Raw genomic sequence first — 13,646 nt, forward strand, 5'->3', positions numbered from 1 at the left:
CCGCTCGCTAAGCGCCCTTATCGGCCGGCGCTGCGCGGCGCCGACCTATGGGGCGATCGGGGCCAACGGTGGTGTCCACCATCGTCTGGCGTTCGATCTCGCAATTCACCGCCGCCCCGATCAGCACCGCATAGGCCGACAGATAGAGCCACATCTGAAACGCCACCACCGTGGCCAGTGAACCATAGACCGCATTATATTGCGCGATATGATCGACATAGACGCCAAACCCCAGCGTCAGCGCGATCCAGATCGCGGTGGAAAGGAAAGCCCCCAGCGCCAGCCAGCGCCATTTGGCCGGACGGCGGTCGGGCACCATGCGATAGAAGATCGCAAAGCAAAGGCTGACCACCACCACCGCCACGCTCCACACGACAAGGCGCGCCAATATCAGCACCTGCTCGCCCCACCACGCCATCATCAGCGGTTCAGCCCAAGATACCAGCGCAATGGCCGCCGTGGCCAGCACGCCGATCGCCACCATTCCGGCCGTTACCGCCACGGCCAGCCCAAAGGTGCGCAAGAATGAGCGCTTGGCCGGTTCTTCATAGATCAAATTCATCGCGGAAAGCAGCGAAAAGGCCGCATTCATCGCGCCATACAGCGCCACGCCCAGCGCCATCATCAACCCCAGTCCCTTGGCCGCCGCTTCGGCATTGATCGCGGCCAGCAAGGGCGGGCGCACCACCCGCATCACATCGCCGGGTAAAAATCCGCGCAGTCCGTCCAATCCCGATGCCACCGCATTGGGGTCGCCGATCAGTCCATAGACCAGCACCACCGCGGCAATCAGCGGCACAAAAGCTAGAAATGTATAGAAAGATACGCCCGCCGCCAGCAGATTGAGTTGATGCGCGCCCATCGTCGTCCATACGCGCGCGGCTATCTGGCGCCACGCCGGCCAGGGCATCTCCAGCGGGCTGGTTGCTTCGCAGCCGGGGGGTGAGGGCGGGTTCATGGCCCTGACGAAGCCGCCTCGACCGCACTTGCGTCAAGGCCATGGCCCGCCTGCTGCGCCACGCGCAGACGTGCCTGCATATCGCGCTCCATTGCGCTTGCGGTTTTGCTCGCCTCATCGCTCTTGCGGTGCCACTGGTCATCAAAGCTTTCACGGCGGCATCCCCCCGCCATCAGCGCCAGCACCAGCATGGTCGGAATGCCCAAACGCACGACTCCCGCCCTCCTCAATACCGCTTGCGATAGCGGGCCGTGATCCCGGTGCCGCCAAACTGGCCCGCCTGGCTAAGCAGCGAGAAGGCCTTGGTCAGCGCGATTTCCAACTGGGTGGCCATATAGCCGCGCGTGTCGGTCACCACCTCAACATAGATGTTGTTGGTGATATATTTGCCCGCCGCCAGCGCGGTCTGCCGCCCGGTGGTGGCATCCGCGCCCAGCACGCGCAGGCGGCTGATCGCTGTGGCCGATTGCAGCGTGCCCAGCGGATTGAGCCCGCCCTTTGCCCCGCGCAACGTATTGAGCGAGGAGGCAAGCTGTACCGCCTGAAGCGTCGAAAGGCTGCCCACCGGCCCGCCAAACAGGATGCGTGCCATCAATTCGTCCTGCGGCAGGTTGGGGTCGGATGACAGCGCGATTTGCGGATTGGACCCGGTGCCGGTGATGGCAATGGTGATCGTCACATCCGAAATCGTGCCCGATGCGCTGATGTTGAGCGCCGGATCGGTGAGGTCTCCGCCATTGAGGGTGATCGTGCCGCTGTCGATGGTGAAACTGTGCCCGGCAAAATCGAGCGTTCCGCGTACCGCGCGCACCGTACCGGTGATTGCGGGACTGGCGCTGGACCCGCCTATATGCAGATTTGTCGCCCATTCGCTGTCCAGCCCCATGCCGGTCACGAAGATCTGGTTGTCCGCCCTGACCCTCATATCGAGGTTCCAGTTCGAGGGCAGCGAGCGCACGGGTTCGGCATCGCCGCTGATCCGCTCGGGTCCGATGGCCGGTCTGTGGCGCACACCGCTCAGCGTGGGGACATTGGCTGAGCCCTGACGCACGATGCGGTAATGTGTTTCCGGCAAGTCTATCGTGCCGCTTACCGTGGGTGATTGACCCGGCGCGTTTGTCAGTTTGATATCGCCGCTGGCCCGCGCCGACAGGTCTGCGCCGCTGGCCAGTTGAGCATTGGCCATCGTAATGCCCAACTGTATGGGATAGCCCTGCTGGGCGCTGAGCGAGATAAAGCCGCTGGCCTTCACCGTGCCGTCACCCGCCTTCGCGGTGAGGCTCTGCACCTCGAGCCGATCATTGGTGAAGCGTCCCTGCAACGCCATATCACTCAGGCGCGTGCCATAGCTGGCATTGTCATAGACCAGCTTTTGCGCGCGTACGGTGCCGGTAATGCTGGGCGCATGGGCCGATCCGCCGAAATCGGCCGCAATGCCGATGGGGCCGCTCAGGCTTTGATCAGACAGCGCCGCCAGCGATGCCAGCACATCGGCCGGGCCATTATAGCGCACCCCGCCCGAGAGCGGCGCGGCCATCAGGCGATTGGTCCATGTACCGGTATCCGCCAATCCGGGGGTGGCATTCACCTGCGCCTGTCCGATCAGCGCGCCGCCTCGCCGCACCAGCGCCTGCGCATGGGCTGCTCGATTGTCCAGTTGAGCGGCCAATGTGATGTCCACCGGGGTGGACACTGCAGAAAGACCGGTGCGCGTCAGTCCCTCAATTCGAAGGTTGGCTTTGGCCGTGGGCATGGCCCCGGCGCCTGACTGATCGAGATCAAGGCTGCCCGACATCCGCCCGCCCAGCCCAAGATCAGGGACGAAGCCGTTGACCAACGCCAGGTCGACGCCATCAAGCCGTGCGCGAAAGGCGTTGGCCGGGCCATACCGCCCTTCGATCCGCAGGCTGCCGGTGTTGACCGAAAGCGTGGCGGGGCGCAGCAGATATCCGGGCTTTTGCGGCACGATTTCTATCGCCCCATGCGAGGCGACGGTCACACCGTTGATCCGTCCGTTCACCGCCACACGCCACAGATCGGGCGAAAGTCGGCCCTGTGCCGCAACACGGAAGGGATAGCGATTGCGTCCCTCGGTGAGCAATTTCACCTGCCCCGCGCCATCGCGATAGACGATGTTGGCCCGTGTCTGCGCGAGATAGAAGTCGCCCTGCCGCGCGCCGGCGAGTTGCACATCGGCGTTGATCTGCGGCTGATCGGCCATCACGGCATCGGCATTGACCACCAGCCGGGCGATGCTCAGCCCGGCTTTGCCCGGCAGGCTGACATTCTGGCCTGAAATCGCGGCCTGCGCGCGCTGATGCGCGCCCACCGCAGACAGACCGACCCGTCCGTTCACACCCGCCCCGGCCAGCGCCAGAGCGCCCGCAAAAGGCCCTGCGGCTTGCTGCTGCACATGGCCGGTGATGGCAATGCCCGCCAGGCTGGTGCCGGGGCGCAGATCGACCGCCAGCGGCCCCTTTGCGGTGCTGACCAGCAGATCGGCGCCGATAGGGCCGTAATCGCTGCCGGCTTTGGCATTCACCTGATAGGCCCCATCGGCCCCGCGCACATCGGCCACCAGCGCGACCAGCCCCACGCCTATGTCGGGGCGGGGCGCTTCCATATGCAGCACCGGTTGCGCCACGCTGCCCTTCGCGCTCAACCGGATCGGGCCATAAAGGTCGGAGGAGGCATTGGCGGCAAAAGCGATCTGTCCCTTGGCGTCATAGCGCCCCCGGCCATCGGCAAGGCGAAAGGCGGGCGCCGCGATGGTCAGGCCGTCGAGCGTTGCCACGCCATCGCTGCCATAGCCCACGCGCGCGCTGATCAGCGCATTGCCGCCCAGAAATCCCTGTATCCCATCGCTGAGCAGGCGGGTTGAGCGCGCACTGACCCGCCCCTCCAGCCGGAAGCCGCCATTGGCCTGCGTCTTGAGGCCGATATTGGAGTTAAGGTTGAAAATGCCCACGCTTTCGACGCGATAGCCGTTCACTGTGCCGTTGAGCGTGCCGGTATAGAGCGCGCGGGGCAAATCGGCGATCACCACAGCGCGCGCATCGATCCGGTTGGATCGCAGGTGGATATTGTCCGAGAGCAGCCGCCCGTTGGCATAGCCGAAATCGCCGCCAAAGCGCACATGGTCGAGCAGGGGCGCCACGCTGGCCGATACGCCGGTGATGGCATTGGCCGTGCCGCCTACGGGGATGCGCCAGTGATCCTTGTCGAGCGCGGCGCTGCCCGAAACGGCAAGGCCGTCGATGCGCGTGGCGCCAAAGCCGATATGCGCGGCCTTCATCGCATAGGTGACGCGCGGCGCGACAAAGCTGCCATCGAGCGTGGCGTCGGCGGCGATGCCATCGCCCGACAGATTGGTGGCCAGCACGCGCGGCTGCAGCACTTTCAAGGCAAGATGCATCTGCTGCAGCGTATTGTCGCCCATATCGGCCATGCCCTGCGCGGTGATTGCGAAATTGGCATTGCCGATCTGTGCCTTGATCTGCATCTGCCGCTTGTCGAAGGCAGCGGTGGCGTCCACTTTTGTCTCGGGCTGGAACAGGGCGCTGTTCCGGCCCTTGAGCCATACGTCAGGATGGGTGAGGCCTGCCACGCGGATAGTGCCCGAACGCGCGTTGATCACCAGATCGGCCAGAGGCTTGCCACCCGCGCTGGCCGCCAGCGAGCCGTTCCATGCCTTCCAGTCGCCCCGCCCGGCCAGCCGCAGATGGCGCGCCTCGGCCTGACCGGTCAGCGCGGCAAACAGGCCGTCGGCAGGCGTATCGAGCGCGAAGTCCATGTTGAGCCGGTTGGCCTGCGGCACGGCATCCAGCTTGAGCGCCAGCCGATCGCCCCCCGCCACGCCGGGAGCCACCAGCGCAGCCGCCCGCGAGGAGATCTGCGCGCGCCGATCCGCGATATGGGCCTGACCCTGAAGACTCACGATATGGCGATGACCCGTCAGGGCGGGGGCAATCTCCAGCCGGTCCACCGCCAGTTGGCCTACGTCGATATCCAGATCGGGCAGCAGCGGTTCATTACTGGGCGGGGTGGGCCGCAAACGCGGCGCGCGATCCAGCCGTGCGACGGGGATATGCAGACGGCGAATATCCAGATGCCCACCGATATAGGCCAGCGGCCGATAATCCAACGCCACCCTTTCGGCATGGAAAAACTGCCCGTCCGGATCGCCAATGTCCAGATTGCGAATGGTCAGCGCGCTCAGCAGCGAGCCTTCAATGCCATCGACATGCACGCTCATGCCATTGGCAAAGGGCATGCGCGAAATCTGGGCGGCCACCATGTCGCGCCCGCTCTGCGTCGAAAGCCAGATCCACAGCGCCGCCACCAGCGCCAGCAGGAGGGCCACAGCCATCATGGCATAGCGCATGGCCTCATGCAGCAGGGCTGATCGCGGCAGGGTGGATCGCGACTGGGTGGATCGCGACTGGGCCTGCGGAGTTTCCATCTGCTCCATCAGAACGCCTGCCCGATTGAAACATAGACCGCCACGCGCGATTCCCCGATCTGTCGGTTGATCGGCGTGGCAATGTCAAAGCGCATCGGCCCGAAATTGGTGTAGTAGCGAAAGCCCACGCCTGTGCCAAAGCGCCATGAATTGAAAGTGGGTACCTCGCTGGTAAAGACCTGTCCGCTGTCCACAAAGCCCACCACGCCGAAATTGCCAAAGCGATAGCGCAGTTCCACGCTGGTTTCGGCCTGAGAGCGCCCGCCGATAGGATTGCCGCTGGGGTCTTTAGGGCCAAGCTCCTGATAGCCAAAGCCGCGCACCGATCCGCCCCCGCCAGAATAGAAGCGCCGCGATGGCGCAATGGATTCGCGCGATGCCCCGCCGATCATGCCGACCCGCGCCCGCCCGGCCAGAACCAGCTTGCCGGCGATCGGGTAATAGCCGGTGGCCTCAAAGATGGAGCGGGCATAGGTTTGGACGCTGCTTCCCAAGGATGCCTCGGGCGAGAGCGTTGCTGACAGGCGATAGCCACGGGTGGGGTCAAGCAGCGAGTTTGAACGATCATAGGTGATCTGTCCCGGCAGCGCGAGAATATAGAAGGTGCGCCGCCGCTCGCCTGCCTGTTCAAACGCATAATCCTGCTCGTTCGATCCGATCAGTTCGAAGCCATAGCTGTAGGTCCAGCGCTTTTGCCAGATGGCGGTGCTGGCGCGCGAAATGCGACCCTTGAGCGCGCCGGTGAAGGCTTCATAGGCGTCAAGATTGGTGTGGTTGGCGCTGATCGACACTTCGACCGTGCGGTCGCGCAGCCCCGCGTTGGAGCGGCGGAACGTGCCCGATACGCCCTGCTCGCTGGTACCTGCGGTGGCGCTGCCGATAAGGGCGCCTTCGGGCGGGAAGAGGTTGGCATGGCTCCAACTGCCCACGGCCTTGATGCCTTCGCCCGTGGAATAGCCCGCCTGCGCCGACAGGGATCGGGGCGGTCCGGCCTTCTGGCTGACCACCAGATTGGCATACTCAGTATCGTCGCCCGCGTTGACGCCGGTCTGGGCGGGTTCTACCGTCACCGTGGCGAACAGATTGGTGGCCACCAGCGCCTTGCGCAGATCATCGATGAGGCGGCTGTCATACAGCTCACCTTTGCGGAAACGGGCGATGGTGGCGATGTGGCGGGCGTCGAACACGCTCCTGCGCCCTTTGACCGTAATATCGCCAAAGCGGCTGCGCGGGCCGGGCGTGACGGGCAGCGTGTAGTCGCCGATCCCCGTGGTGGCATCCAGTTCAATGTCGCGCTGGCCGATCTTGGCAAAGGGATAGGCCGATTGGGGCAGGATAACCCCCAGCTCCGCCTCGGCCGACAGTACACGTTCTGCCACGATCGGCTCGCCGGAATGGACCCCGAAATGCCGGGTGAGCAAATCGGGCGGAACCAGCGCTGGTGCATCAAAGCGGATCGCGCCCAGTCGATAGCGCGGCCCCGGCGCCACCGCCAGCGACACGGCAATATCCCCCGGCTTGCCCTGTTCGGGCATGGCGACGGAGGATTGGATGGCAGCATCGAAATAGCCTTGCGAGGCCATGACATCCGACAGCGCCTGTCGGTCCTGCTCGATCCGGGCGGCGATGGCGGCGGCATTGGTCGCCTTGCCCTTGCCCTGTTTCAGGGCGGAAACGGTGGAGAAACTGTCCACCAGCGCGCCGCCGTCGATGGGGGCGACCGGATGGGCATCGCGCAGATTTTCCAGCCCGGTCACCTGCCAGCGATAGGACAGGGTCGGCGCCTTTTCGGTCTTGGCGTCACCGGTTTCATCGCGCAGCGGCTCCTTGTCAAAATCGACCAGCGGGGTCAGCGGCTTGGCAAGGTCGGGATCGGTAACGGAGGCGGGGGCCGATGTGACGGGAGCGGCAGGGCTGGAGGCAGCATCCTCAGAGGGGAGCGCGGCTTCGAAATCGCGGTCGGTGATGATCGGGGATGGCGATGGTGACGCATTCGACGAAGGCGGGGGCGCCTGTTCTTTCACCGGCGAGGGCGAGGGCTGGGCGGATACGGTGCCGGCCAACAGCGTCCCGCCAAGCGCCAAGGCCAACCAGCCGAAATCAGGACCGCAAGTTCGCACATCATAAGGGGTGCTAGCAGGAAAGTCAGCGCCGCTCAGCCTGCACTTCACGCCCATCCCCGGCGCAACTTGTTGAACCTTCCGCAAAAATGGCCCCCTTTTGCCATCAGGCGCCCGCCTGTCTTAAGCCATAACACCTCAAAGCGCATAATGATCCGCAGTCATGACAATTTGACCGACCGGGCGTCTAATTTGAGGCAGGAGGGGCCTAAAGCCGCAGCAGCCATTTTTGCGCCAGTACCGGCCATTCCCCCGCCGGACCATTGGACGGCCCGATGCCGAAGCCATGGCGTCCTTCGGCAAACAGGTGCATTTCGGGGGGATGTCCGGCTTTTGTCAATGCATCAGCCATCATGACGCTGTTTTGATAAGGCACGGCATCGTCGTCCAGCGTATGGACCAGAAAGACCGGCGGCGTCCGGCCCGTCACATGCGCTGCGGGCGAGCGATGCTCGATCAGCGCGGGTTCGGGCGCATTGCCCAACAGGGTCTGGGCCGACCACGCATGGGTATAGGGCGGCGCCATGCTGATGACCGGATAAATCAGTATCCCGGCCTGAGGCCGCGCGTCGATCTGATCGACGCTGTCCACAGGTGCGCCAATCCTCTCATCAAACCCGGTCAGCAGCGATGCGGCCAGATGGCCCCCGGCGGAAAAGCCTATGACCGCAATGTCCTGATCCGAAACGCCATCCTGCGCCGCGCGAGAGCGGATGACGCGCATGGCCCGCTGTGCATCGCGCAGCGGCACATCGGCGCGGTCGGCCCACCCTTCGCCCGGCAGGCGATAGGCCAGAACATAGACATGATAGCCCGCCGCATTGAAAACGCGGGCGACATCGACGCCCTCATTGCGGATCGAGACGAAATTATACGCTCCGCCCGGGATCACCAGCAAGGCTTTGCCATGAGGGCGCGCCGGGCGAAACAGGCGCAGTTCCGGCTCGGCTATATTGCTGAGAAAGGTCTGGGGCCAGTCCGACCGACGCGGGCGAGGGGCAAAACCCGCGCCCGGCACGCCCATAGGCCATAGCGGCACACGTTCCGCCTGCAACCATGGCGCGGGCAAGGGACCGCCGCCATCGGGGATCATAAGCGGTGCTGCGGCCAAAGCGGGCTTGGTCATGATGGCTCCGGCAAGGGCGGCCAATCCCGCCCCCATGGTGTGACGTCTGTTCCAGACCAAAGATCATTCCTTTCGTCACACCGCATAAGGGCGAGGGTCATCGCGCCGATCATTTGGCGACCGGCGCGATGGGAATGGCATGTTCGTAGGAAAGTTTCAATATTTGAACCCGATACGCACGCCATAGGTGCGCGGCGGGGCATAGCTGGCGGTGGTCGAACTCCACACCGGGACAACCGTTGTGGCGATGCGGCGATCTTCGACATTGTTCATATAGAGGTTCACGTAGGCATGGCCGCTAGGGTCGTCATAGCGCAGGTTGAGATCGGTCTTGGTATAGCCCGCGATGCGCCCCTGAACGGCATTGTCGCTGCTGGCAAAGGTTCTGCTCTGGGCATAGAAATCGACCGAAGGCGTGATCCTGGCCCCGGAGGTCAGATCGAAGGCATGGGCATAGCTGAAACGCGCGCTTAATTGCGGCGCATTGGTCAGCCGCTTGCCCGAATAATCGGCCGAGGCGGAGGGAATGGCGGCATAGCCCAGCAAGGGCGCGAAGATATTATACATGGTATCGGCCGAATGCAGATTGTCCGACGCGCCGGGGAAGCTGAGATATTTGGCATCCATAAAGGCCAGATAGCCCGAAATCGTATCATGGCGGTTGGGGCGATAGGAGGTTTCCAGATCCACCCCGCGAATGCGCGCCTTGGCCGCATTGGTGGTGACAGCAATCGGACCTTGCACCGGATCGACCACCACCGAGGAAACCTGAAGGTTGTTATAGTCCATCTGATAGGCGGAAAGCCCGATGAACAGACGATCATTCAACAGCTTGGCGCGCAGGCCAGCTTCATAATTGGTGACGGTCTCGGGGGCATATTGGCGATAGTTCACCGGATTGCCGCTCGATTGCAGACCGCCGCCGCGATAGCCGGTGGAAACCGTGGCATAGGCCAGAATGCCCGGCGTCAGGTCATAATCCAGCCCCGCCTTCCAGCTTACCTTGCTGAAGCTGGCGGCGCTGCGGCCTCGATCATCGGTATAGGCGATGGCAAAGCCGCCCGGGCATGAGGAGGCGTTGATATTGGCCCGCGTGACCGTGGCGCCGGGACAGACCAGTTGCTGTTCGCGGCCGTTCACATTATCCCATGTGGCGCGTAGGCCCGCCGTGGCGCGCAGGCGGTTGCTCAGAGAGAATGTGCCCTGCCCGAACAGGGCGCGCGATTTGCTGCCCTCGCCGGAATAGGTGTTGACCACGTCCACCGCATTGATCGTGCCGATCTGATTGCCGGTGCTGGCCACCAGCGGGCCGAATATATTGTAGACGCCGGCAAAAGGCGCGGGCGCGGTGTTGCCCGCATGCAGCAGGCGCTGGCCCGAGGGGATTTCATCCTGATAGATATAGGCGCCCGTCACCAGCTTGACCGGGCCGCGCTGGAAATTGATATCCAGTTCGTGGGACCAGCTATTGGTCTTGTGATTGATATATTCCTGCGAGAACACGCCCGAGGCCGCCGCCACACCATTGTTGACCAGCGAGGAATAACCCGCCAGCCAGGTCAGGCTCAGGCCGTCGCCGACCTGCCAGTTGAGTTTTGAGCGGACATCATAGCTTTTGACATTGATGCGGTTGGCTGACACCTGATCCAGCCCCGGATTGATCGTATCAAAACTGGTGGGGATGATGGTGACCGCGCCAAAGCTGCCGGTGGTCAGATTGGCTTGCGGATAGTAATTGTAATTGCGCAGATAGACGGCGGGCACCGTGCCGTTGTTTTCGCCATACGATCCGGACACGCGCCATGTCAGCGCCGGGGTGATGGCCCATTTGGCCGTTACGCGCAGGCCCGCCAGATCGGTCTGATCAAATCGCGCGCCGCGCAATTGCGGGCCATAGCCGTCATTGATCTGGCGAAAGGCCGCGATGCGCAGGCCGAAATTGTCGCTCACCGGAAGATCGACGGCGGCCTGCGCGCGGATTTCGTTGAAGCGGCCATATTGCAGGCTGGCGCTGCCGCCCAGATTCCGGTCCGGATCGGCCGAATTGATGTTGACCACGCCTGCGGTCGCATTCCGGCCATAAACGGTGCCCTGCGGCCCGCGCAGCACCTCGACCGAGCCGATGTCGAACATGGCCAGACCCAGCGCGACCGAGGAGGGGTTGTAAATGCCGTCAAACTGAGTGGCGACAGTGGAATAGCCGGAAAAGGCATTGTTGCTGCCTATGCCGCGAATGGAAAAGCCGTTCTGGCTCAATTGGAGCGAGGGTACGGTCGACACCAGCCGGTCGGCGCTGGTGATGGATTGCCGGTCGAGGGCGAGCTGTGAAACGACGCTGACTGAGATCGGGGCCTTGGACAGTTTCTCGCTGCTCTTTTGCGCGGTCACGACGATTTCGGTGGTGAGCGGTTCGCCCTTTGCCGCCGCCTCCTGCGCGAAGGCGGGTGTGGTCAGGGCGGGGGTTGTCAGGGCGGACAGCGCGACGCTGCCAAGCAAGATTGCAGAATATTTCATGGCATCCTCCCAGGATTGGACCTGTGTTTTCCAGCGCCTTGTTCGGCGCCGCTCTCGTGAAGGTTATTGCAGACGACTCACGGCAGTTGCACAACCGATTGCGCATCTGTTACAATCGATAGCATTGGTTGCCTAGAGGGAATTTATTCGGCGTCTTTCCGGTGAGGGATGGTGCAGGGATTCCGGCAAAACACTGATCTTGAAGCGCTATTTCGGGCGCGAGGGAATTTTCGAGAGGGTTCGATGAACAAACGTTTGCAATATGTGGCTGATTCGCATCACCTGCCCGCCTTTCGCTGGACCCGCGATCACGCGTCGCGTTGCGTCCCGTGGCCCGCCACGACCATTCCCGCCTTCGCTCCTTGCCAATGTGCAGATCGCCTGCCGGATCTCGACATATGGGATATGTGGCCTCTCGAGGACATCGATGGCCATGCACATACCTTTGCGCAAGGCCATCTCTGGTTCGCGCTGGCTGCGCCGGTTCTGCCCGACCCGGAGGACCGCCATGCCATCGCCCGTATCCACCTTCTGCTCGAAGCTGCCGATGGTTCCGGCTGGATCGACCACGGCCCGGCCTTTCCCGAAGGTCACACGCCCGGCAGCCGGGAATGGTCCGGCAGCGCGCTTTATGATGCCGAACAGCAGCGGGTTCTGTGCTGGTTCACCGCCGCCGGACGCCGGGGCGAAGCAGCGCCCAGTTTTGAGCAGCGCCTCTTCTTCTCGCAGGGCACCCTGATCTGGCACGCAGATCGACCCGCCATCAAGGATTGGAGCGCCCCGCATGAGGCGGTCGCCGCCGATGGCGCCCTATACCTGCGCGTTCAGGGAAGAGAAGGAGGGGCCGGAACGATCAAGGCCTTCCGCGATCCCTGCTGCTTTCGCGATCCGCGCAGCGGCGAGCATTACTTGCTGTTCACCGCTTCAAAGGCAGGCTCGACCTCTCCATGGAATGGCCTGATCGGGGTGGCGCAATCTTCGGATGGGCCGCTGGGGCCATGGCGCCTGCTGGCGCCGCTGGTCGATGCCGATGGGCTGAACAATGAATTGGAGCGGCCCCATATGCGCCATATCGATGGGCGCTATTACCTTTTCTGGTCCACCCAGCGCAAAGTTTTTGCCGCCGATGGGCCCCAGGGGCCGACCGGCCTTTATGGACTGGTGGGGGTCTCGCCGCTTGGGCCGTTTCGCCCGATCAACGGCGGCGCGCTGATCGCGGGCAATCCCGAAGAAGCCCCCTGGCAGGCCTATAGCTGGTGGGTTCTGAGCGATGGCCGCGTCACCAGCTTTGCCGATTTGCCCGGCGTTGCCCCCGATGCCGCGCCCATGGATGCCGCCGGGCGCCGCAAAGCCTTTGGCGGCAGCCCCGCGCCATGGCTTACCCTGCGGCTGAGCGATGATATCGGGCGAATTTAGGTGGATTCGCGCGGGATGAGTTGGGGGTCGATCAGCACGCTGCCGGTCGGCTCTCCGGCCATGCGTTTCAGCAAAAGGTCCACCATGACCCGCGCGCCATGGCGCAATTGCTGATCGATCGTGGTCAACGGGGGCGTGACCAACTCGCCCAGCGGCAGGCCGTCATAGCCGATCACCTTCACCTGATCCGGCACGCGCAGCCCCAATGTGCCCAAAGCGCGGATCACGCTGATTGCGGTGACGTCCGAGGCCGCCACAATGCCGTCGGGCATCACCGGCAAGGCGCGCAGTAGCCCCAGCGCATCGTCATAGGCGGCGGCCGGCTCGCAATGCGAGGGCATGATCTGCAGCTCTTCGCCCCGTCCGGCAATCGCCAGCGCCTGTTGCACCCCGTCCAGCCTTGCGCCAAATTCAGGCCCCTCCACCGGGCCCAGGTAGGCGATGCGGCGGCACCCTCGCTCGATCAGATGGCGCGCGGCCATCATCCCGCCCGCGCGATTGTCCGAACCCACCGAGCAATGATGCTGCCCCGGAACCTGACCGCCCCACACGACCATCGGGTGATAGCCCAAAGAGGTCGCTTCGATCACCGCCAACTGGTTAGACTGGCCAATGATCAGCACGCCATCGACCCGGCCGGACCGGGCATAATTCTCGATCCAGCGCCCATCCGAAGGGATGACGCGCGAGAGCAGCAGGTCATAGCCGTGATCGGCCAGCGCATCGGCAAGATAGCCGCTCATCGTATTGAAAAACGGATCGGAAAGATGCTGAAGGTCGTCATGGCCCAGCGGCACCAGCATGCCCACCGTGCTGGTCTTGCGCATCCGCATGTTGCGCGCCAGCAGATTGGGCTGATAGCCCAGCTTTTGCGCCAGCGTGATGATCCTCTCTCGCGTCTTGGGGCTGACCCGGCCCGAACCGGAAAGTGCGCGCGACACGGTGCCTGCGGATACCCCGGCCATCTCGGCCAATTGCTTGATATTCGTCGGGCTGTTCAATCCGTTGGCTCCCTGTGCTTGGCCTGCAATGTATCGCCCCGCCTTGTTC

The 13,646-nt window shown here is 63.6% G+C and carries 8 protein-coding genes; 1 reads left to right on the forward strand and 7 read right to left on the reverse strand.

All coding sequences use genetic code 11. The features are described 5' to 3' along the window. Nucleotides 1-7: 7 nt before the first annotated feature. The 6 genes from FHW96_RS06365 to FHW96_RS06390 form a co-directional block, all read right to left on the reverse strand. Entirely contained in the window at nt 8-958 is a 951-nt protein-coding gene (locus FHW96_RS06365; protein ID WP_172339717.1) for a YihY/virulence factor BrkB family protein, read from the reverse strand. Beyond that, nucleotides 955-1,170, reverse strand: coding sequence for a hypothetical protein (locus FHW96_RS06370; RefSeq protein ID WP_172339718.1), 216 nt, complete (start codon nt 1,168-1,170; stop codon nt 955-957). Before FHW96_RS06370 ends, FHW96_RS06365 begins: the two co-directional genes overlap by 4 nt. Nucleotides 1,171-1,184: 14 nt before the next feature. Beyond that, nucleotides 1,185-5,429, reverse strand: a complete 4,245-nt coding sequence (locus tag FHW96_RS06375; RefSeq protein WP_172339719.1) for a translocation/assembly module TamB domain-containing protein — start codon at nt 5,427-5,429, stop codon at nt 1,185-1,187. Then, entirely contained in the window at nt 5,429-7,483 is a 2,055-nt protein-coding gene (locus FHW96_RS06380; protein ID WP_253950784.1) for an autotransporter assembly complex family protein, read from the reverse strand. The genes FHW96_RS06375 and FHW96_RS06380 overlap by 1 nt, the downstream gene beginning before the upstream one ends. Nucleotides 7,484-7,748: 265 nt before the next feature. Further along, nucleotides 7,749-8,666, reverse strand: a complete 918-nt coding sequence (locus FHW96_RS06385; RefSeq protein ID WP_253950785.1) for an alpha/beta hydrolase — start codon at nt 8,664-8,666, stop codon at nt 7,749-7,751. Nucleotides 8,667-8,822: 156 nt separating this feature from the next. Then, nucleotides 8,823-11,180 carry a TonB-dependent receptor gene (locus tag FHW96_RS06390; protein WP_172339720.1) on the reverse strand — a complete coding sequence of 786 codons (2,358 nt, stop codon included), beginning with the start codon at nt 11,178-11,180 and terminating at the stop codon, nt 8,823-8,825. 243 nt (nt 11,181-11,423) lie between these two features. Between FHW96_RS06390 and FHW96_RS06395 the strand changes: the two genes are divergently transcribed. Then, a complete protein-coding gene (locus FHW96_RS06395; protein WP_172339721.1) occupies nt 11,424-12,596 on the forward strand; it encodes a glycoside hydrolase family 68 protein in 1,173 nt (390 codons plus the stop codon). On the opposite strand, the gene FHW96_RS06400 is transcribed toward FHW96_RS06395, so the two are convergent. Then, on the reverse strand, nt 12,593-13,597 hold the full coding sequence (locus FHW96_RS06400) for a LacI family DNA-binding transcriptional regulator (RefSeq protein ID WP_172339722.1): 1,005 nt from the start codon (nt 13,595-13,597) through the stop codon (nt 12,593-12,595). The two genes, FHW96_RS06395 and FHW96_RS06400, sit on opposite strands and share 4 nt — an antisense overlap. Nucleotides 13,598-13,646: the final 49 nt, after the last annotated feature.

Origin of the sequence: Novosphingobium sp. SG751A (assembly GCF_013149295.1) — a bacterium.
GTDB lineage: Bacteria > Pseudomonadota > Alphaproteobacteria > Sphingomonadales > Sphingomonadaceae > Novosphingobium.